Below are 23,503 nucleotides of genomic sequence, written 5' to 3' on the forward strand. Positions count from 1 at the left end.
CTGGGTGCCCCGGCCTCCGTTCGTCGGGCGCCTCTGGGGGACGGGGGCGGCGGTGCATGGGAGACGTCAAGATCCCGCACCGGAGTCGGCCGGGCCGCACGGTCCGGGGCGCGGGGGAGGACCATGGAGGGGAGGGCGGCTTTTGTCGCGATTTGCGCGGTGCGCGGTGGGCGGGGGCTGGAGGTGCGATGAACGGATCGGTGCGGTTGGGCCGGATCGCCGGTGTGCCGCTGCGGATGCACTGGAGCGCGCCCCTGCTGATCGTCTTCGTCAGCGTCGCCCTGGGCGGCGGCGTCCTGTCCGCCTGGGCGCCGGGCCACTCCGCGGCCGCCTACCGCACCGGGGCGCTGATCGGCGCCCTGGCGCTCGCCGTGAGCCTGGTCGCGCACGAGGCGGCCCACGCCCTGGCGGCGCGCCGCGCGAAGATCGAGGTCAAGGACGTGACGGTCTTCGCGCTCGGCGGCGTCACGCGGATGGGGTCGGCGACCACGCCCCGCGACGAGGGCCGGGTGGCGGCGATCGGGCCGTTGACCAACCTGGTGCTCGGCGGGCTGTTCCTGGCCGCCGCCGTGGCGGTCGACGACACGCTGCACTGGGCCGTGGCCGCGGCCGTACTCGCCTGGGTCGCGTGGGCCAACGGACTCCTCGGCGTCTTCAACCTGCTGCCCGCCGCCCCGCTCGACGGCGGCCGGGTCCTGCAGGCGGTGATCTGGCGGATCCGCGGCGACCGCGAGCGCGCGGCCAGGATCTCCGGGCGCTGCGGCCAGGTGTTCGGCGTCGCACTGCTCGCCGGCGGCTGGCTCGAAGTCCTCATGGGCCAGGCCGCGGGGCTGTGGCTGGTCCTGCTCGGCGCCTTCATCTCCTTCACCGCCTACGCGGAGGTCCGCCGCTCGGTGCTGTACGAGACCCTGCGCGGCGTCCGTGTCACCCAGGCGATGCACCCGGCCGTCGCGGGCCAGGACTGGCACACCGTGGACGAATTCCTGGCCACCTCGGCCTCCGGCGTCGGCGTCCGTACGGTGATTCCGCTGACCGACCTCGACGGCAGGCCCAGCGGCGTCGTCACCGCGTCCGCGCTCCTGTCCGTCCCGCCGGTGCGCAGGCGGGACACCCGGGTACGGGACGTCGCAATGCCATTGGACCGCTGCCTGCTGGTCGACCCCGACGACCGGGTCACCGACGTCTTCGACCGTCTCGCCACCACCTCGGGCAGCCCCGTTCTCGTCCTGCACGACAACCGCGTCGTCGGCGTGGTCACCGCCGAGGACATCGCCGGGCTGACCCGGCGCCACCCGCACCCGCCGGCCCGGCCCCCTGCCGCCCACGGAGCGGGCCACACCACCTGACCGAAGGCCGCACCCACGCGGCGGCACGGGGGAGAGGCGACGGAAAGAAGGACTTCTGCCATGGATCCTGAACGCATCGAGCGCATGGTGACCGCCCTGCGCGCACGAGGCGTCATGGCCCACCGAGCCGACGCGGGCGTCTACGAATTCGGCATCGGCGTGGCGCTGGGGGACGGCAGCGAGGCTCAGTGGAACCTCGGCGGAGCCGCCGGGCTGGACGCGGTGGTGACGCGCGACGGCGTCCTCATCGGCTTCCTCCCGCACGTCCTCGGCGGCGCCGCCTTCACCGACGACCAGATCGTCGACGCCATCGCCACCGCCCGCTACCCGGAGGAGGGCCTCTACCCGGTCCAGGACGCCGGCCCGCGGCCCGACGGTCTGACGCCGCCCGGCCCGCCCATGCCCGCGACCTCCCGGCCGTCCACCGCGGACCGCCGAACCTCCACCCGGCCCGCGAATCCCCAGCCGTCCCCCGCGGACCCTCGGCCGTCCCCCGCGAAGAACGTGCCGACCGCACGGCACCGCACGCTCCTGGCCAGGCTCCGCCGCCTGCGGCGCCTACAGCGGCTCCGCCGGGCCTCGCGCTGACGACGACCGCTGACCGGCCACTGACTGACCGCTCACGAACGCTGTCGCCCGCTGACGGCGCCCACGACGGACATCGAGGGCGCGCACGCGTGCGACGGGGCACCGCCGTGGTGGCGGTGCCCCGTCAGGCGCGGGTGGTGCGGGGCTCACACGAGCCAGCGGTGGCGGGCGACGAGAGGGACGCGGGCCCAGGCCCGGCCGAGCCCCCAGGTGGTGCCCGCCGCGGCGAAGGCGAAGAGGATCATCGCGAGGGCGTAGATGAGGTGGTAGTCCACGAACGGGTTGGAGGACATGCTCGGCGCGCCGGTGGACAGGTGCTGCGCGGGCGGCCATTCGGCGGCCCACATCATGGCCATCAAGACGGTGCCCGCGGCGGCGGTCAGACGCAGGGCGACGCCGCTCATGAGGGCGACGCCGATGCCGAGCAGGCCGAGCATGAACAGCCAGTCGGTCCAGCCCTTGCCCGCGATGTCGTGGAAGAACGACTCCAGCGGACCGGCGGAGACACCCGACAGGAACCCCTTGGTGGGCGACCCGCCGTCGATCCAGCCCTTGCCGGAGCCGGTCGCGTAGTGCCAGCCGAAGGTCTTGTCGAGGAAGGCCCACAGGAAGACGAAACCGGTCGCGATCCGTACGGTGGCGAGCGACTTGGCGACGAGCGCGGAGTCGGTGCCGACGGCCGTCGCGTCGCCGCCGCGGTCGGCGGACGCCTTGTTCCGAGCGGGGAGGCGGAACCCTGCGTGCTGCCGGGTGTGGTCGTGGACTGCCATGACGGCTCCCAGTTCAATGGGGGTTGACGTTCGGTCAGACACCACTGTGCCGCGCGGTGTTGGCCGCACGCTGGGGGCTCACGGCCCGACCCGCAGGGCCGAACGGCTCTGCCCGGCGGCCCGGTTGGGCCGAGAGCCCCGAGGCGTCACGTGCCGAGGCGTCGAGGCTCCGAGGCGGCAGGCGTCCCACGGCGGGCCCGTCGGCCACCCTCCGCCGCTGATACCTTCCGGCGCGCCCCGACAGACCTCACCCGTCCGGCCGTCCCGCGACCACTCACCGTGTGCTCATGACCGCTCCGTTTCGGTGACGGGTGGCCGAAGCGCTCATCCGGTCCGGCCGCGGAGCCCGGCGGCGTCCCACGCGGTCCGGTCCACCCACCCGACAGGGCCGTTCGGCCCTCCGCAGACGGCGCGGGAGGCGGGAGCGTGGAGACACGGGGTCAGTCGGCCCCCGTCGTGTCGCTCGACGAGGAGGGACCGACCATGGAACGCGGAATCTGGCTGTGGCGTCTGCGGAAGAATCCGCTGCGCCGACGTTCGTACGCCGTGGAGGCGTGGGCCTTCCTCGCGGCGGCCCTGGCCGCGCTGGTGGTCGCGGTGCTGGTCGGAGTCTCGACCGCGCACGGTCTCCAGCGCGAGTACGCGCAGCAGCGTCTCGACCGGCACAGCACCAGCGCGGTCCTGACCCAGAAGGCCCCGGACGGCTACCGGCTGTCCCGGGTGGACGTACCTGCGCAGTGGAAGGCGCCCGACGGCACCGTGCTCACCGGCATCGTCACGGCCAGTCCCGGCACCTCCCGCGGCGCCGTCGTTCCGGTGTGGACCAACAGCCAGGGTGTCGAGGTCGCGCAGCCGCTGTCCCCCTCCTCCGGGGAATTCCAGGCCGATGTGATCGGTGCGGGAGCGGCCTTCGCCATCTGCGTCGGCGTCCTGATCGGCTGCGGGATCACCACCAAACTCCTCGACCACCGCCGGTGTGCCCGCTGGGACGCCGAGTGGACGGAGGCCGACTCGCGCTGGGGCCACCACAGCGTGTGACCGACGGTGCTGGCCCGGCCACGGTCCCGCCAGTACGGTGAGTGACCCGCCGGTCCTTCCGTCTGCCAGGAGACCCCGCCTGTGAGCTTCGCGACGCTGGCCGTCCTGTCCCTGGCCGCCCTGCTGGGCCCGCTGCTGGCCCTGCCGAAACAGTGGCACCTGCCCGTCGTCCTGGGCGAGCTGGCCGCCGGTGTCCTGCTCGGACCCACCGTGATCGGCTACCTGCACGCCGACGATCCGACGTTCGCCTTCCTCGCGGACATCGGCTTCGCCCTGATCATGTTCGTCGCCGGCGCACGGGTACCGGTGCGTGACCCGCAGTTGCGCGCGGGACTGGGCAGCGGGGCTGGGCGCGCCCTGGCCGTCGGCGTCCTGGCGGCGGTCCCCGCATTCCTCCTGGCGCGGGGCTTCGACACCGGGCACACCGCTCTCTATACGGTGCTGATGGCGTCGTCGTCCGCCGCGCTGATCCTGCCGATCGTGGACTCGCTGTCGCTCGGCGGCCCGCAGATCCTGCGCATGCTGCCCCAGGTCGCGGTCGCCGACACGGCCTGCATCGTCGCCCTGCCCCTGGTGATCGACCCGCGCCACGCCGCCCGCGCGGCGCTCGGCGCGTGCGCGGTCATCGCCTGCGCGGCGGCGCTGTTCCTGGTCCTGCGCCGGTTCGAGCGCGACGGCCTGCGGCGCAGAATGCACCGGCTCTCCGAGGAGCGGCGGTTCGCCCTGGAACTGCGGATCAGCCTGGTCATCCTGTTCGCACTGGCCGCGCTCGCCGTGCGGACCCATGTCTCGATCATGCTGGCGGGCTTCTCCTTCGGCCTGGTCGTTTCCGCGATCGGCGAACCCCGCCGCCTGGCGAAACAGCTCTTCGCCCTGACCGAGGGCTTCCTCGGCCCGCTGTTCTTCCTGTGGCTGGGGGCGTCCCTCGATCTGCGCGCCCTGGCCGGTCACCCCTCCTTCGCGGTGCTCGGCGTGGCGCTCGGGCTGGGCGCGGTCGCGGTGCACGCCGCGCTGCGGGTCACCGGCCAGCCCTTCGCCGTGGGCGTCCTCGCCTCCGCCCAGCTCGGCGTCCCGGTGGCCGCCGCGACCCTGGGCACCCAACTGCGCCTGCTCGAACCCGGTGAGGCCGCGGCCCTCATGCTCGGCGCCCTGGTGACCATCGCCGCCGCCACCCTCGCGACCTCCCTCACCGGCCCGAGCACCCCGAAGGACGCCCTCGCGGCACCGGCCGCCCCTTGACCGCGAGCCCCGCGCAGCGACGGCGGGCCTCCCGGAATCCGGAAGGCCCGCCGTTCCCACCTCTAATCGTTCCCGGCCCTCAGCCGGTCCAGGACCAGTCGGCGACCTCGGGGAGGTCGACGCCGTGTTCGCGGATCCAGTCGTGGTGGCGCAGCCGGGTGTCCTCCATCTTCTGACGGACGGGCGCCGCCGCCACCGCGAGGCCGGGGACGCGGTCGATGACGTCCATGACCAGCCGGTAGCGGTCGAGGTCGTTGCGGACCACCATGTCGAACGGCGTGGTGGTGGTGCCGTTCTCCTTGTAGCCGCGCACATGCATATGGGCGTGGCCGGTGCGGCGGTAGGTGAGCCGGTGGATGAGCCACGGGTAGCCGTGGTACGCGAAGATCACCGGCTTGTCGGGGGTGAACAGCGCGTCGTACTCGGCGTCGGGCATGCCGTGCGGGTGTTCGTCCTTGGGCAGCAGCCGCGCCAGATCGACCACGTTGACGACCCGTACCGACAGGTCGGGAAGGTGCTCGCGCAGCAGGGACACGGCGGCGATGGTCTCCTGCGTGGGGACGTCACCGGCGCAGGCCAGGACCACATCGGGTTCCGCGCCGTCCTCGGAGCTCGCCCATTCCCAGATGCCGGCGCCGCGTGCGCAGTGCGCGCGGGCGGCCTCCAGATCGAGCCAGTCGAAGCAGGGCTGCTTCCCGGCGACCACGACGTTCACGTAGTCCTTGGAACGCAGCACGTGATCGGCCACGGACAGCAGGGTGTTGGCGTCCGGCGGCAGGTAGACCCGCACGACCTCGGGGGACTTGTTGAGGACGTGGTCCACGAAGCCGGGGTCCTGGTGCGAGAAGCCGTTGTGGTCCTGCCGCCAGACATGCGACGTCAGCAGGTAGTTGAGCGACGCGATGGGCCGCCGCCACGGCAGCGGCCGTGAGGTGCGCAGCCACTTGATGTGCTGGTTGGCCATCGAGTCGACGATGTGCACGAACGCCTCGTAGCACGAGAACAGGCCGTGACGGCCCGTCAGGAGATAGCCCTCCAGCCACCCTTGGCAGGTGTGCTCGGACAGGATCTCCATCACCCGGCCGCCGCGCTCCAAGTGCTCGTCGGTGTCGAGTACCTCGGCCTCCCACGCCTTCCCGCTCACGTCGTAGACGGCTTCGAGCCGGTTGGAGGCGGTCTCGTCCGGGCCGACCAGCCGGAAGTCCCGGTGCTCCGCGGTGTCGGCCATGATCTGCTTGAGCAGCCCGCCGAGCACCCGCGTGGGCTCGTGCAGATTCACCCCCGGCTTGTCGACCGCCACCGCGAAGTCCTCCAGCGGCGGCACCGGCAGGTCGCGCCGGAGCAGACCGCCGTTGGCGTGCGGGTTCAGACCCAGCCGCCGCTCGCCGTCCGGCGTGCAGCTCAGCACCTGGGCGCTCGGGCGGCCGTCCCGGTCGAAGAGCTCCTCGGGGCGGTACGAGCGCAGCCACTGCTCCAACTGGCGCAGGTGCTCCGGGTTGTCACGGACCCCGGCCAGCGGCACCTGGTGCGCCCGCCAGGTGCCCTCCACCGGCAGCCCGTCGACCTCGGCGGGTCCCGTCCAGCCCTTCGGTGTACGGAGCACGATCATCGGCCACCGGGCCCGCTCGCCGTCGTCGCCCGCACGCGCCGCGTCCTGGATGGCGGCGATACGGTCCAGCGCGGTGTCCATGGCCGCGGCCATCGCCCGGTGCACGTCGTGCGGGTCGTCGCCCGTCACGTGGATCGGGTCGTGGCCGTAGCCGCGCAGCAGTTCGTCCAGCTCGTGCTCGGGGAGCCGGGCCAGCACCGCCGGGTTGGCGATCTTGTAGCCGTTGAGGTGCAGGATCGGCAGGACGGCGCCGTCGTGCACCGGGTCGAGGAATTTGTTGGAGTGCCAGGAGGTGGCCAGCGGACCGGTCTCCGCCTCGCCGTCGCCCACGACACACGCCACCAGCAGGTCCGGGTTGTCGAAGGCCGCGCCGTACGCGTGGGACAGCGAATATCCCAGCTCGCCGCCCTCGTGGATCGAGCCCGGCGTCTCGGGCGCGACGTGGCTGGGGATGCCGCCGGGGAAGGAGAACTGCCGGAACAGCCGGGCCATGCCGTCCGCGTCCCGCCCGATGTCGGGATAGGTCGCGGAGTAACTGCCGTCGAGCCAGGAGTTGGCCACCACCGCGGGGCCGCCGTGTCCGGGGCCCCACACGCAGAGCGCGTCCAGCCCGCGGGTCCTGATCACCCGGTTGAGGTGGGTGTGCACGAGGTTGAGGCCGGGGGAGGTCCCCCAGTGGCCGAGCAGCCGCGGCTTGATGTGCTCGGGGCGTAGCGGCTCCTCGAGCAGGGGATTGGCGAGCAGGTAGATCTGGCCGACGGACAGGTAGTTGGCCGCCTTCCAGTGGGCGACCAGGGCGGCCAGTTCGGTGTCGTCAAGAGCGCTGCCCGGCTGGGCCGGGGGTGCCTGAGACATGTCTTCCTCCGCGGAGTCGAAGTCGTCGTCCCAGACTCGGAGGTCTCGCCCGCGGTCCGACAGAGCCGACCGGGCAGCGATCGGGGGCCGTTCGGGCCAGCGCCCCCGGGTCGGGACACGGCGTTCCTCGCGCGAGTCTGCCACGAGGTGCCGGTCGGCCGGGGTAACCGCCCGGGGCGTGTGGCGCGATCCGGGCGGACACGCCTTCCGCATCGCTCCCGGAGCAACCGCCCCGGCCGCGTGGTGCCGACGCCCCGTCGGGCGGAGCGCCGCGCGTGACTCAGCCGTCCTGCCTGGCCTGGTGGCCGCGGAGCAGCCGGCCGTGGGCGGCACGGGAATGGGTGACGACGCATACGTCGATGTCGTCGCCCGAGCCCTCGACGATGATCTCGCCGACACCCCGGCTGAACAGCCTCTGGAGGCGGGTGCGCCGGGTCGCGCCGATCAGGATCTGGCTGGCGCTCACCCGCCGGGCGAAGTCGAGGACGGCGCGGGCCGGGTCGCCGCTGGTGAGCGTGTGGTACGTGCCGCCGAGCTCTTCCACCAGCGCGCGCTGTTCGGTCGGCAGGTGAGCGGAAGGGGACGTCGACGCGTCGTCGGGCTCGACGTGGACGGCGAGGAATTCGCCTCCCGCGCCGCGGGACGCGGTGCGCTTGGCGCGCCGGATGAGGGTGTCGCCCTCCGCGCCGCCGGAGAGGGCGACCAGCACCCGCTCGCGCGCGGACCAGGGCTGCTGGATGCCGTGGCCCTCGCGGTAGCGCTGAAGAGCCTCCTCCACCCGGTCGGCTGCCCACAGCAGGGCGATCTCGCGCAGGGCGGTGAGGTTTCCGGCGCGGAAGTAGTTGACCAGTGCCAGCTCGGCCCGCTCCGGCGGATAGATGTCGCCGTCGGCCATCCGCTGCCTCAGCGCCTCGGCGGACATGTCCACGAGCTCGATCTGGTCCGCGCCGCGGACCACGTCGTCCGGAACGGTCTCGCGCTGTTTGGCTCCGGTGATGTGCTCCACCACGTCGTTGAGCGATTCGAGATGCTGGATGTTGACGGTGGAGATCACGTTGATGCCCGCGTCGAGCAATTCGTGGACGTCCTGCCAGCGCTTCTTGTTCCGTGCGCCGGGGATGTTGGTGTGGGCCATCTCGTCGACCAGCGCGAGCTGCGGGCGGCGGGCGAGGACGGCGTCGAGGTCCATCTCCGTGAAGGCGCAGTCGCGGTATCCGACGGTCCGGCGCGGCACCTGCTCCAGGCCCTCCGCCATCCGGTGGGTCAGCGGCCTGCCGTAGTCCTCCACGAAGGCGATGACCACGTCGGTGCCCTGGTCGGCACGCAGGTGGCCCTCGCCGAGCATCGCGTACGTCTTGCCCACCCCTGGGGCCGCCCCGAGATACACCCGCAGGCTTCCGCACGCCATGGCCGTTCCCTTCTCGCCGCCGAGGCCGAACCGGCCCGCACATCGACCGGACGCCCCGAGATCTCACCGTTTTATCCTTTATCTTCCCATTCTCCTGGTTATACATATAAAAGGGGGTTTCGCCGCGGGCTCCGTGCCGGTACCTGGCCGACGTGGAGCGGAACCGGGCGGCGGCGCGAGCCGGCCCACCGGCCCCGGCGCCGGGACCTCGCGAGGGCCGGTCGGCCGGGGCGGCCACCCCTTGTGGCCCTGGAACACGGAGTGCGCGCGCCGCACCGTGAAGGGAGAGGGGCGGCAGGCGAGCGCGTCCGCGGAGGAGTGGGTCATGAAGCAGCGTGAGGTCGGGATCGTGATGACGAGTGACGTCGTCAGCGTCCGCCCCGCGACACCGTTCAAGGACATCGCCGGGCTGCTCGGGAAGCACCGGGTGAGCGGTGTGCCGGTGGTGGACGACGACGAGAAGGTGATCGGGGTGATCTCCGCGACCGACCTGATGTTCCGCCAGGCGGAGCAGGCGTGGAACGTCCCCGCGCGGCGCATGTTTTTGAACCGTGCCGCGTACCGGAAGGCGGCCAAGGCCCGCGCCCGCACCGCGGGTGAGCTGATGTCGGCCCCGGCCGTCACCGTCCAGGCGTACGAGTCGGTCGTCGGCGCCGCGCGCACCATGCTGGAGCACGGGGTGGAGCGGCTGCCCGTCCTCGACGAGGAGAGCCGCCTGGTCGGCATCGTGACCCGGCGCGACCTGCTGCGGGTCTTCCTCCGCCCGGACGACGAGATCCGCGCCGAGGTGATCGACGAGGTCTTCGTCAAGACCTTCTGGGCGCCGTCGGACGCGGTGGGGGTCACGGTCACCGGCGGCGTGGTCACCCTGGAGGGCCGGCTGGAGCGGGCGGACCAGGTTCCGGTGGCCGGCTGGATGACCGGACGGATCGACGGGGTCGTCGGCGTCGTCAACAGACTCACCTCACGCTTCGACGACTCCCTCGCCGAAGCGACGCGACCGGAAGGGGCACGGTGATGAGAACCGCTACCACTGGCCTGTTCAGCTCGCTCCCGTCCCCCGGACGGCAGCGGCTGGAGAGCCTTGCCCGAGAGGTGTCGTTCCCCGCGGGCACCCGGATCTACGAGGAGGGCGAGCGGGCCGACCGGTTCTGGGTCGTGCGCACCGGCGCCGTCACCCTCGACCTCCGGCGGCCCGGACGCCCGGCCCCCGAGGTGGAGATGCTGGGCCCCGGAGACCTGCTCGGCTGGTCCTGGCTGTTCCCGCCGTACGTCTGGCAGATGGGCGCCCAGGCCCAAAGCCCCGTGCGGGCACAGGAGTTCGACGCCACCGTGGTACGGGCGCTGGCCGAAGCGGACCCGGTGTTCGGACGAGCCCTGGCGATGAAGGTCGGCGAGGTCGTCGCCCACCGGTTGCAGAGCACCCGGGCCAGACTGCTCGAGCGGTGAGCAGCCCGTGAGCCGCGGAGAGCGCGGAAGCGAAGGAGGCTGAGCGGCCTCCCGGCCGTGGGCCCGCGATGGGCGACAACTGCGCTCCAGACCCTGCCCCGACGTCCGATACCGGCCAAGGGACCGTTCGGCCCTAGCAACGGGTCCGTACGACCGTTCATGATCAGAGGACCGGGCGCGGCACACGACAGGGCGAAGGATCGGCGCACATGACCGAAGTACGGCAGTTCTCACCGCAGGCGCCGATCAGGGTCTTCCTGCTGGACGACCACGAGGTCGTCCGGCGCGGCGTCCACGACCTGCTCGACTCGGAACCTGACATCGAGGTGGTCGGCGAGGCCGCGACCGCCGCACAGGCCGAGGCCCGCGGACCGGCCCTGCGGCCGGACGTCGCCGTCCTGGACGTCCGGCTGCCCGACGGCGACGGCATCACCGTCTGCCGCGAGCTGCGGTCGCGGATGCCCGGTCTCGCCTGCCTGATGCTGACGTCCTTCGACGACGACGACGCGCTGCTCGACGCGATCATGGCGGGCGCGGCGGGCTATGTGCTCAAGCAGATCAAGGGCTCCGACCTGGTCGCCGCCGTGCGGACCGTCGCCTCGGGGCAGTCGATGCTCGACCCGGCCACCACCTCCCGGCTGATGAGCAATCTGCGCGGCGGCGGCCCGACAGCGACGGCGGAACCCGAGGTCGAGGCGCTCGCCTCGCTGTCACCGCGCGAGCGCGAGATCCTCCAACTCGTCGGTGAGGGACTCACCAACGGCCAGATCGGCAAGCGCCTGTACCTGTCGGAGAAGACGGTCAAGAACAACGTCTCGCGGCTGCTGGCCAAGCTCGGTGTGGAGCGCCGCATCCAGGCGGCCGTCATGGCCACGCACGACACCGCCCAGCACTCCGGGCCGGAGCACGGCCGCCGCTGAACACGGGGCCGACCGGCCCTCCGGCCGGGCACCAACGGCCCCTCCCGCCGCCCGTCGTGCTCCGTCAGCCTTGAAGCAGGACGGCCGGGAGGAGAACACGATGCGGACCGCACCACTGGACGCGGAGACCCTGGAGAAGCTGATCTCCGCGGCGGGCGCGGCGCCTTCGATCCACAACACTCAGCCGTGGCGGTTCCGGCTCGACCCCGACACCAGCACGCTGGAGGTACGGGCGGCCGTCGACCGCGGGCTGCGGCACGTCGACCCGATGGGACGCGCCGTCCACCTGTCGGTCGGCGCCGCCCTGTTCAACCTCCGGGTCGCGGTCGCCCACTTCGGCTGGGACCCCGTGCCGCGGCTGCTGCCCGACCCCGCCGAGCCCGACCTGCTGGCCTCCGTACGCCTGGCCGGACCGCTGCCGACCGGTGCCCGCCGCGACCGGCAGGACCTGTACGACGCGATCTGGCGGCGGCACAGCAGCCGTCTGCCGTTCTCCGAGCAGGCGCTTCCCGCCCAGGTGCTGACCGAACTGGCCGAGGCCGCGGACGCCGAGGGCGCCCGGCTGGTACGGCCCGCGGCGGAGGAGACGGCCCGCCTGCTGGAGTTCACCACGGAGGCCGAGCGGCGCGGCATGAGCGATTCCGACCGCCGGGCCGAGAGCCGGAGCTGGATCCGTGAGGGGAGCGCGGACGGCCTGCCGGGCCGGGCGCTCGGCCCGCAGGACAGCGCGGGCCGACTGCCGCTGCGGGACTTCTCCGCGCTGCGCCCGGAGAACTACCAGCCTTCCGCGGCCTTCGAGCGGCACCCGGTGATCGCGGTCCTGTCCACCTGCCACGACCGCCCCGCCGACTGGCTGCGCGCCGGTCAGGCGCTGGAGCACGTCCTGCTCGTCGCGACCGCTCACACTGTCCGCGCGTCACTGCTCCATCAGGCGCTGGAATGGGACGACCTGCGGTGGCTGCTGCGCGACCCGCGCGGCGGCATGGAACACGTACAGATGCTGATCCGCCTCGGCTACGGACCGGAGGGCCCGGCCACACCCCGGCGCCCCGGCGCCGACGTCACCGATGCCGGAACGCACACGCCCGAGGGCCTGTCCGGCGGATCACGAACGGCCCCTTCGACCCCTGGCACGCACGCCCGCCGCGTTGCCGGAATACCCGAATAGCTCCGCTATGAGGCCATCCCGGCGCCTTGCGCTCGCACGCGCCAGGCGCCGCCTGGACCGCCCATGATCCGCCGGACAGGCCCAAGGTGTATTGACCCGGAGGGTCGTTGACGCGCGCGGCGCCCGGCTACGCCTTGGGCCCCGCCGAGGGCGGGGCGGCCGGCACCCGCCAGACCAGGCGGGTGCCGCCGCGGGGGCTGGCGGAGAGGGACAGCTGGCCCCCGAGCCGCGCGGCCCGCTCCTCCAGATTGCGCAGCCCGCTGCGGTGCCCGCCGGAAGGGGCGCCCACGCCGTCGTCGTCGACCGTGACGGTCAGGGTCCCGGAGGCGACGACCAGGGAGACCTCGGCGGAGGTCGCCCGGGCGTGCCGTCCGACGTTGGAGAGGGCTTCGACCAGGACGGCGACGGTCTCCTCCGCGACCGGCGTGGGCACATCGGTGTCGATCAGCCCCTCCATCCGCAGGGCGGGGGTGAAGCCGAGCGTCGGGACCGCGTCCTCGACCGCCATCGAGGCACGTATCCGAAGGCCGCGCGCGGTCCGCTCCCGGTCGTGCGAGCGCAGCCCGAAGATCGTCGAGCGAATGATCTTGATGGTCTCGTCCAGGTCGTCCACCGCGCGCAGCAGCCGCTCGCTCGCCTCCGGATGCTGGACGAAGCGCACCGCGCTCTGCAAGGTCATCCCCGTGGCGAACAGCCGCTGGATGGCCAGGTCGTGCAGGTCACGGGCGATCCGGTCGCGGTCCTCCAGCAGCGCGAGCTGCTCGGCGCCGCGCCGCCGCTCGGCCAGCTCCAGCGCCAGCGCGGCCTGCCCGGCGAAGCTCAGCAGCGGCGAGGACTCCGCCTCGGTGAAGGGGACAGAACCCAGCTCGCGGGCGAGCAGCAGCACACCGCGCACCGCGCCGTCCGCCATCATCGGTACGGCGATCGTCGGCCCCAGGCCGTTCCAGCGCGGCGGCCCCGATGTCACCCGCGGGTCCTTGGCGATCTCCACCGTGGTGATCGGCCGCGCCGCGGCCATCGCGGCGCCCATGAACGAGCCCTCGCACGGCAGCACCAGACCGCGGTGGGTCTCGGCGTCCACCCCCACGGCGATCATCACCTGGAGGTCGGTGGTCCCCTCGACCGGCAGCGCCACCACGCCCAGGTCCGCGGCCAGGATGTGCCGGCCGTGCTCGACGATCAGCCCGAGCACATCCATCTCACCGGCGCCCGACAGCAGCTTGCTCACGATCTCCGCGTTGGCCGCCATCCACCGCTGCCCCTCGCGGGCGGTCTTGTACAGCCGCGCGTTCTCGATCGCGACACCCGCCGCGACCGCCAGGGTCGACAGCAGCGTCTCGTCGTCGCCGTCGAACTCCCGGCCACCGCGCTTCTCGGTGAGGTAGATGTTTCCGAAGACCTCGTCGCGGACCCGGATCGGCACCCCGAGGAAGGAGCGCATCGGCGGATGGTTCGCCGGGAAGCCGTACGACGCCGGGTGATCGGACAGCTCAGCGAGCCGCAGCGGCTCCGGGTGGCGGATCAGCTCGCCGAGCAGACCGTGCCCCGAGGGCAGCGGCCCGATCGCGCGGGCCTCCTCCTCGGACACCCCGACGGTCAGGAACTCCGAGAGCCGCGCGTCGTCGCCGATCACGCCCAGCGCGCCGTACTCGGCGTCCACCAGGGCGACCGCGGTCTCCACGATCCGCCGCAGCACATGCGCGAGGTCCAGCTCCCGGCCCACCGACAGCACGGCCTCCAGCAGGCTGTGCACCCGATTCTGCGTGCCGCGCACCGCCCCGATGCGGACCTGCAACTCGTCCAGCAGCTCATCGAGCTGCAAACGGGGCAAACGCCCGCCCGAGCTGTCGCCGTCCTCTCCCACCGGTCCTCCACGCGCACCGCGAACCCCGAGCATCAGCCCCTGCGTCCTACCGTATCGGCTGGGGTGCCGGGCCGGTGGTCGAGTGCCGGTGGTCGAGCGCCGGGGCCTCCTGCACCCTGCGGTCAGATGACAACGGTGCCTGCCCCCTCCCGCAGCTCTTCCGCGACCGAGCGCGCCCACGCGCGGATCCGCTCCGGGTCGCGAAAATCGCCGCCGCGTCCCTGCTGGAGGATCTGCCGGGCGACGAAGCCGCGTGCGCCCTCGGTCAGCCGTCCGCCGAAGGTGACATGTGCGCGGGCGTCGATCCGGTCGGCGAGCCGGGCGACCGCGGGTGTCGCGGGCAGATCCCCGGCGGTCGCCGAGGAGTCCAGCGGGCCGCTGCTGAACAGCCACACGGGCCTGTGGGCGAGCCGCGCCCGCTGCCGACGTGCCAGCCGGACCGCGTCGCGCTGCCAGCGGCCCGCGTACACCCCCGCGCCGAGGATCACGGCGTCGTAGGCGCCGACGTCCCTTACCTCGCCCGCCGCACGGACGTCGGCCGCGATACCGCGCTCGCGCAGCGCCTCGCCGATCCACTCGGCGATCTCGGCGGTGGAGCCGTTCCTGGTCCCGTACGCCACGAGAACGCGGATGGTCTTCACCCTGCTCACCTCGATCGATCGGTGCGGATCAGCGCGGCCATCGCGGGCACGGGCCGGATACCTGACCGGTCCGCCCGGCGGCCCCGGTACCGGCGGCGTGCGGTATCCGAGACGGCCCGCGCTCTTCTGCTCGTGGGCTGCCCCTTCCACGGTCCGCCGGTCGCCGCGCGGCCCGCCGGTGCCGTCCGGGGCGCAGCCGAGGGCCGATCGGCCCTGCTCCGGGAGAGTCGGCCATGCCGCGTCGGCGTCCGACCGCTCAGCAGGACTGCGCGACGTCCCGCGACACCCGAAGGCGCGGGGTCATGGGCGCCTGGTTCGCGGTGCGGCCGAGGAATTCCCGCACGCCCGCCACCAGGTGTTCGACCGCGACGTGCGGGCCCGCGCCGGTGTCGGCGGGCGTTCCCGTCGCGGCGCCGACGGCGAACACCTCGGGAGCGGCGCGGGACTGGAGGGTACGCGGGTCCACCCGGACGAGACCGCACGCGTCGCCGAGCCCGGCGGAGCGTACGACGTACCTGGCGCCGCCGTACAGCACACCGTCCGGCGTCGGTACGGGCCGCGCTCCGGTGGCGACCACGAGGACGTCGTATCCGATCGAGGAGCCGTCGGTGCAGCAGACCTCCCGCCGGGCCACGTCGACACTGCCGATCTCCGTGTGACGGAAGTCGATCCCGGCGCGGAGCCGGCCGTCCTCCGGCGGCAGGAGGGTGCGCGAGCCGAGGACACCGATGGCCATGAGAAGTTCGACCTCGTGGTCACGCGTGTCGTATTTCCCGACCACGACGATCTGGAATTCGCTCTCGTCGTACCGGCGGCGCAGTCTGTTGGCCGCCAGGATTCCGGTACTGCCGTTTCCCAGGATGACGATTCGCTTCTTCATACCCGCACTGTCCGGCAGCCCCGGTCACGTCCACCACGGGCCAACCGGCCTTCCCCCCGAGGCCGTTCGGGCACCGAACGCCCGGTTTCCCGAGCCGACGGTGCGGGAGCCGTCGTGGACGACCGTCCACCGGCCCGTGGACCGGGACCGTTCGGCCCTGCCGACGCCGCTCGACACGCGGGAGGCTGGAGTCGGACCCAAGGAGGCGTGCCCTCGTGCCGAACGCCCGGATCACGGACCTGTACGGGGTTCCCATGGCGCGCTCGTACCAGGCCGACCACACGACGACGCCTGCCGCGTTCGACCCGCACGTGCGGTGCCGTACCGGAGTGCGGGGGAGCCGAAGCGGGCGGAGGAGCAGCGCATGAACCACCACAAGAGCCATCGCATGAGCGCACCGTCGCCAGGTGACCCGGGTATCGCGGGCCGTGTGGCCGAGCGCGGGCGCGCACTCGGGCTGAGCATGGGCCAGGTGGCCAGACGAGCCGGTATGGCCCCGCGCTATCTGAACGACCTGCTGCGGCAGGACACCGACTTCGATCCCGACGGGCTGTTGCGCGTCGCGGCGGCCCTGAGCATGTCCTACCCGGAACTGCTCCACGGCCCCAGCCACCCGCCTCCCGGGCAGGCCGCGCCCGCTCCGCGTCCGTCTCTTCGGAGCCTGACCACGGCGGAGTGCTGGGATCTGGTCGGCGGGCATGGGGTGGGCAGAATCGCGCTGGCCGGAGCCGCCGCGCCCGTGGTGATCCCGGTCAACTACACGGTCGACGCGCGCACGGTCGTCTACCGGACCAGCCCCGGGAGCGCCGCCTGTCCGGAGAGCGGGCAGGCCGTCTCCTTCCAGGTGGACAGGGTGGACGACCGTCTCAGCCAGGGCTGGAGCGTCCTGATCACCGGCACCGCGGAGCGCGTGCGGGACGAGGAGACCGAACGGCGCCTCGCGGCCGCAGAGGGCGAGGGTCCCTGGGCGGGAGGCCCGCGGCCCGTGTGGACGCGTATCCGACCCGGCGCCGTCTCGGGACGGCGCGTCGAGAGCGGCCTGGAGCCGGAACCCGGCGGCGGGGCCGCGCGGAGTGAGGCAACGTACCGTCCACAGTGACGTCCCGCTACCGCTCCGACCGTGTGGGCACGGCCCCGCCCCGGCTCGGGCTGCGGGTGTCCGCCCGAGCCGCGACCATGGAGGGTGACACGGGAAGGGACCGCCGATGGAGCCCGAGTGGACCTGGCGCTACGCGGGCTACGACCCGTCGCGGGAGCGGTTGCGTGAGGTGCTCTGCGCTCTGGGCAACGGATACTTCGCGACAAGGGGGGCGTTCGCGGAGGCGGCAGCCGGTCCTGTGCACTACCCCGGCACATATGCGGCGGGCTGCTACAACCGTCTGACGTCCGAGGTGGCGGGACGCGAGGTCGACAACGAGGACATGGTCAACCTTCCGAACTGGCTGCCTTTGCGGGTACGCGCGGTCGGTGGTCCATGGTTCGGCCCCGAGACCAGCACCGTGCTCGCCCACGAACAGACCCTCGACATGCGCCGGGGCGTCCTGCACCGGCGGACACGGATGCGCGACCGCGAGGGGCGCGAGCTGACGGTGGAGGAAACCCGCCTGACCCACATGGGCGACGCGCACCTAGCAGCGCAGCGGGCGCGGTTCACCACCCACGGCTGGTCCGGCGAACTGGAGATCGAAGCCGGAATCGACGGCGACGTGCGCAACACCGGAGTGGAGCGCTACAGCGACCTGGCGGGTGCTCACCTCACCGACCACCGTACGGGGACCACCGGCACGGACACGGTCTGGCTGACCTGCCGTACCTCCTCCTCCCGCATCGCCGTCGCCATGGCCGCCCGCGTCCGTGTCAGGGAGCACCCTTGCGAGGCGACGCCGCTCGCGCCCGGCGGAAGGGCCAGCTTCCACCGGATGACACTCCCGGTCGTCCCCGGGCGGGTGATCACCGTCGAAAAGGTCCTCGCGCTGCACACCTCGCGCGACCCGGCGATCGGCGGTCCCCGGCAGGCCGCCCTGGACCGTGTGGCCCGCGCGCCCGCGTTCCCCGCCCTGCTCAGCGCGCACACGGGCGCGTGGGACCGGCTGTGGAAACGCACGGAGATCGAGGTGGCCGGTGAGGCCGGACACGTGCTGCGCCTGCACCTGTTCCACGTCCTCCAGACACTGTCGCCCCACACGGCGGGCCTGGACGTCGGAACACCGGCGCGCGGGCTGTACGGGGAGGCGTACCGAGGGCATGTCTTCTGGGACGAGCTGTTTGTGCTGCCCTTTCTCGACGTACACCTGCCGGAGGTCTCCCGTGCGCTGCTGATGTACCGTCACCGCAGGCTCGGCGCCGCCTGCCGGGCCGCGGACGCCATCGGCAGACCCGGGGCGATGTACCCGTGGCAGAGCGGCAGTGACGGACGCGAGGAAACGCAGCGGCTGCACCTGAATCCCGTCTCCGGCCGGTGGCTGCCGGACCACACCCACTTGCAGCATCACGTCGGCTCTGCCGTGGCGTACAACATATGGCACTACTGCCTGGCCAGCGGCGACACCGCGTTCCTGCACACCGAAGGCGCCGAGATGCTGTTGCAGATCGCCAGGTTCTGGGCGCACACCGCGGCATGGGACCCGGCGTACGAGCGCTACCGCATACGTCAGGTCGTCGGCCCCGACGAATATCACGACGCGTACCCGGACGCGGAGATCCCCGGCATCGACGACAACGCCTACACCAACGTCACAGCGGCCTGGGTGCTGGCCCGCGCGCTTGAACTGGCCCGCTCCCTGCCGGCTCCCCGCAGGGACGAACTGTTCGAGCGCATCGGGCTCGACCCGGCGGAACTGTCCTTGTGGGAGGACGTGTCACGACGCCTGCGTGTGCCGTTCCACGAAGGCGTCATCAGTCAGTTCGACGGCTACGGCGACCTCGCCGAACTCGACTGGGCGGACTACCGGGCCAGATACGGCGACATCCGCCGTCTCGACCGCGTCCTGGAGGCCGAGGGCGACAGCGTCAACCGCTACCAGGCGTCCAAGCAAGCCGACGTGCTGATGCTCGGCTACCTCTTCCCGCCCGCCGAACTGGCCGCTGTCTTCGAACGGTTGGGGGAGCGGCTCGACGACGCGACCTGGTCGGCGACCGTCGACCACTACCTCGCCAGGACCAGCCACGGCTCCACGCTCAGCGGGCTGGTGCACGGATGGGTGCTCGCTCGCTCCCGCCGCGACGACGCATGGACCTACGTGCACGAGGCGCTCGTCGGCGACGTGGCCGACGTGCAGGGCGGCACGACCGGTGAGGGTATCCATCTGGGGGCCATGGCCGGCACGCTCGACCTCGTCCAGCGGGGCCTGACCGGCCTGGAACCACTGGGTGACGCGCTGCGACTGGATCCGGTGCCGCTGCCGCAACTGTCCCGCTTCCGCCTGTCCTTGCGGTACCGGGGCCACTGGGGCGTGGGCCTCACCCTGCGCTCCGGCCGCCTCCACATCTCCGTCCCGCTCTCCGGCCAGGAGCCCGTCCGTTTCGTCGTCGGCGACCGGACGGTGACCGTGGCCCCGGGCGAGGAGGTCGTGACCGAACTGCCCGGGTGATTCGCCTCAGGTGGCCGCCGGGGCGTGCGGCACGATCGCCACCGGCAGCGTCACCCGGCGGAGAACGGCGTGCGCGGTCGAACCGAGATGCGCGCTGACCGGGGTGGTACGGGGGCGGCGGCCCAGGACGAGGAGCGCGGCGTGCGATGCCGCCGCCGCGAGCCGCGCGGCGGCCCCCGCGACCACGGCCTCGGTGACCACCGGGGTACGGGGGTGCTTCTCGGCCCAGGGGCACAGGGCAGCCGCGAGCGCCTGATCGGGATCATCGGGACCGGCGCCGTCGCGGAGCGGCTCGCTCCAGCCGTGGACGACGCGCAGCCGCGCGCCGCGCCGGGCGGCTTCGGCGAAGGCGAATTCGACCGGTCGGCCGTCCGGCGCGGCCAGGTCGAGGCCGAGGACGACGTCACCGGCGCCGTCGGCTCCCGATGGAGCACCCGTGCCGGAAGCGGCGCTCACCAGGACCACGGGGACCGGTGCCCGGCCCGCGACGGTGAGCGTGGTCGAGCCGAGCACAAGCTCCTGCACCGCCCCCGCGCCTCGTGTGCCCAGCACCATCAGCTCGGCGCTGTCGGCGGCGGAGAAGAGCACCGGAAGCACCTGCTCGGCGATCTGGTCGACGGTGACGGACAGGTCCGGATGCCGGCGGCCGATCTCGTCCGCGGTCGGGTGGGCGGACCCTGCGGGACGCGGCACGCGCTCACGGGGACCCGCCGACGTGACCGGTCCCGTACGGACGTGTCCGGGCGGGACCGCCTGTACGAGACGCAGCGGGAGTCCGCGGCGCACGGCGTCGTCCGCGGCCCAGTCCGCCGCCGCGAGGCTCTCGGCCGAGCCGTCCGTCCCCGCGACGACGGCGCCCTTGACGATCGCGCGGATCATGAGTGGACCTCCTTGGCGTGTTCCGCCCCCCCTGCCTCCAGCATCCCCGCTTTCGGCGCTCGGCGTGCGGGACCGACGGCCCCGTACCCGGACCGAACGGGCCGGAGCCGTGCGATTGCGGCGGGGTCGGCCGAGATTCGCCGACGAGAACGCCGGATCAGAATGTCGGATCAGTAGGCCGGACCAGGACGTCGGATCACATGGTCGGATCAGAAGATCGTGCTACGCCGATCCGGCGGGATGTACGGCGGGCGGGTGAATTCGTCGTCGCGCGTACATCCATCGGGTCCGCCCGCGCATCCCCTGGTCGAGTCGCGTTCTTGAACGCCCGCGCAGGGTTGACCGTTGGAGTATTCGTCGTGAAAACCGGCAGTAATATCATTCGTCGCATGTCCGTGGCGGCCCTCACGGCAGGGGCCGTTCTGGCGTCCACCGGGCTCGCGGTCCCGGCCCGCGTCGAAGCGACCCCGGCGCCCGTGGCGACGGCGTCCCGGACCGGCGCCCCCGCGATCGTCGCCAAGGGCGGCTTCGTGATGGACGACGGCACCGGCCGGACACTGTTCACGAAGGCCGCGGACACCCGCCGTTCCACCGGATCGACCAGCAAGGTCATGACGGCCCGGGTGGTGCTGGCCGACAGACGCCTCGACCTGAACGCGCAGGTCACCGTCCAGAAGGCGTACCACGACTACGTGGTGGCCAAGCGCGCGTCGTCGGGCGGTCTGGTCGTCGGCGACCGGCCCACCGTCCGGCAGTTGCTGTACGCGATGATGCTGCCGTCCGGCTGCGACGCGGCGTACGCGCTGGCCGACACCTTCGGCAGCGGCCGGACGCGGGCCGCCCGCGTGAAGTCGTTCATCGCGAGGATGAACTCCACGGCGAAGGGCATCGGTCTGAGGAACACCCACTTCGACTCGTTCGACGGCGTCGGCAACGGATCGAATTACTCGACTCCGCGCGATCTGACGAGGATCGCGAGCAGCGCGATGCGATACCCCACGTTCCGTGCCGTGGTGAAGACGAAGTCGGTCCGGCAGAGCGTCGCGATGAAGAACGGCGGCCACCGCACCATGACGTGGACCAATACCGACACGCTGCTCGGGAGTTATCGCGGCGCCGCCGGGGTCAAGACCGGATCCGGGCCCGTGTCCCTGTTCTGCCTGGTCTTCGCGGCCACCCGCGGCAAGAGGACCGTCATCGGCACGGTGCTCGCCGCCCCGACGCAGGCGGCCCGCACCGCGGACGCGCGGAAGCTGATGGACTACGCGCTGAAGGGGTAGCGGTACGGGGGCGGGAAGCCTCCCGCCACCTGCCCGGCATGGCGTTCGCGGGCGGGGGTAGGGGACGTTCATCCCCCGCAGGGGACTCGCAGGGGACCGCGCCCGGCCGCCCATCGCCCCACCGGCATGGCGGCCGGGGGCCCCGACCGTCACCGGAGCCGGGGCTCGGTCGGCGAGCACACAACGACTCGGTGCGGGAGCGTGCGAGATGTCCGTGAAAGCAGTCGGCTGGGCCAGGTCGTTCCCTGTCTCGTACGGCGTCAGGGCCGGGCGCGAGTGGGCGCGCGAGCACCTGGACGTGCTCGGCTGGAGCACGCAGGCGCCCGACACGGCGGACTCCGTCGTCCTGACCGTCTCCGAACTCGTCACCAACGCCCATGTGCACGCGCACAGCGAGGCCCAGGTCGTCATGGTCTGGGACGGCTGCTGCCTGCACCTGAGCGTCAGCGACTCCTCCGACATGCTGCCCGCCGAGAAGGCGCCTGACGAGGAGCGCACCCACGGCCGGGGCATGGCCATCGTGGACGCGCTCGCCGACGAGTGGGAGGCCCACCCGCGCCCCGACGGGAAGACCGTCACCGCCTGCTTCCACGCGCCCGGCGGCACCTGCACGCACTCCTGGTGAAGCGCCCCGCCGCGGGTGAACTCCAGTCAACTCCTGGGAACTCCCGTGAACGCCGCCCCATTTCGGTATCAGTGCGGCGACGCATTCGCAGGGCGATAATCCGACCGCAAAGCCGCAAAAACGGCGTTTTCGCGCTGTACAGACCGTCCCCCGCACGGGCATACTCGGTCACCGGCCAACAGGCCGATCATCGTCGGCGGCGAGACTCCATCGCAGGCCACCGGGCACGAGTCTCGCGCACGGCGTAGGGTCCGACCCGCTCCGCCTGCCTCCGCTGCCCGTTCACAGTGCAGGGAGCAGATTCAGTGCAGCGTTCCATCACCAGACGAGCCATAGGCGTGGTCGGCCTCGGCTCGCTCACCGCCGCCGTCACGCTGGCGGGCGTCGGTACGGCGCAGGCGTCCGGCAACGACAAGAACAACTGCGGCCGGTCGCACATCGAGCACTCCGAGGACGGCGGGAAGACCTGGTCCGACAACGGCCGGATCAACGACCCGGCCCCGACGAAGATCACGGTCCGGCTGACGGACAAGGTCAACAAGGGCTGCACGTACGTCGTCTCGCTCGCCTCCTACAGCGCCGAGGGCCCCACCTGGGACACCTCGGGCACGCAGGCGTTCCTCGGCTGGGACACCACCCAGCTCGACCACAAGAACACCCGGGCCACCCTGGACGTCGGCGCCTACGCGCCGTCCTGCTTCGGCCAGATCGACCTGTACGGCAACGGCATCAAGTACGACGGCGGCGAGGGCAAGGGCCACGGCAAGCTGCCGCGCTTCCCGTACTCCGCGACCCCCGAGAACCTGATCACGGCGTGGAACGGCAGCGCGCCGTGCTCCACCCCGTCCCCGTCGCCCAGCGACTCGGTGACCGACTCCCCGTCCCCGTCCCCCAGCGAGACGACGGACAGCCCCGAGCCCAGCGACTCGACCACCACCTCGCCCGAGCCCTCGGACAGCGAGACCACCAGCCCGTCCCCGACGGACTCCGTCACCGACACCCCGTCGGAATCGCCGTCGGACACCCCGTCCGACACTCCGTCGACGACGCCGAGCTCCAGCGCCCCGGTCGTCGACGACACCACGTCACCGACGGCGTCGCCCACGAACTCCGCGGGCCCGGTCGGCTCGCCGGTCGTGGAGCCGGCCTCCGACACCTCCAGCGGTGACCTGGCCGAGACCGGCGGCAACGGCTCGCAGACCGTGGCCTTCGCGGGCGGCGGCGCCGCCCTGCTGGTCCTCGGCGCGGGCGCGGTCTACTTCACCCGCCGCCGCAACAGCAGCGCCCACCGCTGACGGATCCGGCGTACGCGGGCCGGGAGCACGCCGTGACGGCGTGCTCCCGCCCGACGTAC

20 protein-coding genes are annotated in these 23,503 nt (G+C 72.6%); 13 read left to right on the forward strand and 7 right to left on the reverse strand.

Annotated elements, in window-relative coordinates; all coding sequences use genetic code 11:
• Nucleotides 1–188: 188 nt before the first annotated feature.
• Entirely contained in the window at nt 189–1,346 is a 1,158-nt protein-coding gene (locus tag ACIQCJ_RS25920; protein ID WP_402712663.1) for a site-2 protease family protein, read from the forward strand.
• Nucleotides 1,347–1,406: 60 nt separating this feature from the next.
• Complete coding sequence (locus tag ACIQCJ_RS25925; protein WP_402712664.1) at nt 1,407–1,934, forward strand: hypothetical protein; 528 nt, start codon at nt 1,407–1,409, stop codon at nt 1,932–1,934.
• A 146-nt stretch (nt 1,935–2,080) separates the two neighbouring features.
• On the opposite strand, the gene ACIQCJ_RS25930 is transcribed toward ACIQCJ_RS25925, so the two are convergent.
• The gene (locus ACIQCJ_RS25930) at nt 2,081–2,704 is read right to left on the reverse strand and encodes a hypothetical protein (protein WP_355347459.1); all 624 of its coding nucleotides are present in this window, start codon (nt 2,702–2,704) and stop codon (nt 2,081–2,083) included.
• Nucleotides 2,705–3,187: 483 nt separating this feature from the next.
• Between ACIQCJ_RS25930 and ACIQCJ_RS25935 the strand changes: the two genes are divergently transcribed.
• Nucleotides 3,188–3,742 (forward strand): hypothetical protein, encoded by a 555-nt coding sequence (locus ACIQCJ_RS25935; protein ID WP_402712665.1) that lies wholly within the window; start codon nt 3,188–3,190, stop codon nt 3,740–3,742.
• Between the two features lie 81 nt (nt 3,743–3,823).
• Complete coding sequence (locus ACIQCJ_RS25940) at nt 3,824–4,981, forward strand: cation:proton antiporter (protein ID WP_402712666.1); 1,158 nt, start codon at nt 3,824–3,826, stop codon at nt 4,979–4,981.
• A 79-nt stretch (nt 4,982–5,060) separates the two neighbouring features.
• Here ACIQCJ_RS25940 and ACIQCJ_RS25945 read toward each other — a convergent pair whose 3' ends face one another.
• Complete coding sequence (locus tag ACIQCJ_RS25945; RefSeq protein WP_355347450.1) at nt 5,061–7,445, reverse strand: phosphoketolase family protein; 2,385 nt, start codon at nt 7,443–7,445, stop codon at nt 5,061–5,063.
• A 280-nt stretch (nt 7,446–7,725) separates the two neighbouring features.
• The gene (locus ACIQCJ_RS25950; RefSeq protein ID WP_391164239.1) at nt 7,726–8,853 is read right to left on the reverse strand and encodes a universal stress protein; all 1,128 of its coding nucleotides are present in this window, start codon (nt 8,851–8,853) and stop codon (nt 7,726–7,728) included.
• A 325-nt stretch (nt 8,854–9,178) separates the two neighbouring features.
• Between ACIQCJ_RS25950 and ACIQCJ_RS25955 the strand changes: the two genes are divergently transcribed.
• The 4 genes from ACIQCJ_RS25955 to ACIQCJ_RS25970 all read left to right on the forward strand — a co-directional run bounded on the left by ACIQCJ_RS25955 (nt 9,179) and on the right by ACIQCJ_RS25970 (nt 12,390).
• Nucleotides 9,179–9,871, forward strand: coding sequence for a CBS domain-containing protein (locus tag ACIQCJ_RS25955; protein WP_402712667.1), 693 nt, complete (start codon nt 9,179–9,181; stop codon nt 9,869–9,871).
• Nucleotides 9,871–10,302: a cyclic nucleotide-binding domain-containing protein gene (locus ACIQCJ_RS25960; RefSeq protein ID WP_355347441.1), complete on the forward strand. Its 432-nt coding sequence runs from the start codon at nt 9,871–9,873 to the stop codon at nt 10,300–10,302. The genes ACIQCJ_RS25955 and ACIQCJ_RS25960 overlap by 1 nt, the downstream gene beginning before the upstream one ends.
• Nucleotides 10,303–10,511: 209 nt before the next feature.
• Nucleotides 10,512–11,222: a response regulator transcription factor gene (locus ACIQCJ_RS25965; protein ID WP_355347438.1), complete on the forward strand. Its 711-nt coding sequence runs from the start codon at nt 10,512–10,514 to the stop codon at nt 11,220–11,222.
• Between the two features lie 100 nt (nt 11,223–11,322).
• Complete coding sequence (locus tag ACIQCJ_RS25970) at nt 11,323–12,390, forward strand: Acg family FMN-binding oxidoreductase (RefSeq protein WP_402712668.1); 1,068 nt, start codon at nt 11,323–11,325, stop codon at nt 12,388–12,390.
• Between the two features lie 127 nt (nt 12,391–12,517).
• Here ACIQCJ_RS25970 and ACIQCJ_RS25975 read toward each other — a convergent pair whose 3' ends face one another.
• The 3 genes from ACIQCJ_RS25975 to ACIQCJ_RS25985 form a co-directional block, all read right to left on the reverse strand.
• Complete coding sequence (locus tag ACIQCJ_RS25975; RefSeq protein WP_401314484.1) at nt 12,518–14,287, reverse strand: GAF domain-containing protein; 1,770 nt, start codon at nt 14,285–14,287, stop codon at nt 12,518–12,520.
• 89 nt (nt 14,288–14,376) lie between these two features.
• Entirely contained in the window at nt 14,377–14,895 is a 519-nt protein-coding gene (locus tag ACIQCJ_RS25980; protein ID WP_402712669.1) for a flavodoxin domain-containing protein, read from the reverse strand.
• Between the two features lie 256 nt (nt 14,896–15,151).
• Nucleotides 15,152–15,775 (reverse strand): FAD-dependent oxidoreductase, encoded by a 624-nt coding sequence (locus tag ACIQCJ_RS25985; protein WP_402712670.1) that lies wholly within the window; start codon nt 15,773–15,775, stop codon nt 15,152–15,154.
• Between the two features lie 364 nt (nt 15,776–16,139).
• On the opposite strand from ACIQCJ_RS25985, the gene ACIQCJ_RS25990 reads away from it, so the two are divergent.
• Together ACIQCJ_RS25990 and ACIQCJ_RS25995 are read left to right on the forward strand one after the other, a co-directional pair.
• Nucleotides 16,140–16,874, forward strand: a complete 735-nt coding sequence (locus tag ACIQCJ_RS25990) for a pyridoxamine 5'-phosphate oxidase family protein (protein WP_391052146.1) — start codon at nt 16,140–16,142, stop codon at nt 16,872–16,874.
• Nucleotides 16,875–16,980: 106 nt separating this feature from the next.
• Nucleotides 16,981–19,365 (forward strand): glycoside hydrolase family 65 protein, encoded by a 2,385-nt coding sequence (locus tag ACIQCJ_RS25995; protein WP_402712671.1) that lies wholly within the window; start codon nt 16,981–16,983, stop codon nt 19,363–19,365.
• A gap of 6 nt (nt 19,366–19,371) precedes the next feature.
• Here the strand turns inward: ACIQCJ_RS25995 and ACIQCJ_RS26000 are convergent, their stop codons facing one another.
• Entirely contained in the window at nt 19,372–20,244 is an 873-nt protein-coding gene (locus tag ACIQCJ_RS26000; protein WP_402712672.1) for a universal stress protein, read from the reverse strand.
• A 389-nt stretch (nt 20,245–20,633) separates the two neighbouring features.
• On the opposite strand from ACIQCJ_RS26000, the gene ACIQCJ_RS26005 reads away from it, so the two are divergent.
• The 3 genes from ACIQCJ_RS26005 (at nt 20,634) to ACIQCJ_RS26015 (ending at nt 23,444) form a co-directional block, all read left to right on the forward strand.
• On the forward strand, nt 20,634–21,524 hold the full coding sequence (locus tag ACIQCJ_RS26005) for a D-alanyl-D-alanine carboxypeptidase family protein (protein ID WP_402712673.1): 891 nt from the start codon (nt 20,634–20,636) through the stop codon (nt 21,522–21,524).
• Nucleotides 21,525–21,732: 208 nt separating this feature from the next.
• On the forward strand, nt 21,733–22,149 hold the full coding sequence (locus ACIQCJ_RS26010) for an ATP-binding protein (RefSeq protein WP_355349754.1): 417 nt from the start codon (nt 21,733–21,735) through the stop codon (nt 22,147–22,149).
• A gap of 305 nt (nt 22,150–22,454) precedes the next feature.
• Nucleotides 22,455–23,444: an LAETG motif-containing sortase-dependent surface protein gene (locus tag ACIQCJ_RS26015; protein WP_402712674.1), complete on the forward strand. Its 990-nt coding sequence runs from the start codon at nt 22,455–22,457 to the stop codon at nt 23,442–23,444.
• Nucleotides 23,445–23,503 lie beyond the last annotated feature (59 nt).

The organism is Streptomyces sp. NPDC093221, assembly GCF_044753885.1.
Classification (GTDB): domain Bacteria; phylum Actinomycetota; class Actinomycetes; order Streptomycetales; family Streptomycetaceae; genus Actinacidiphila.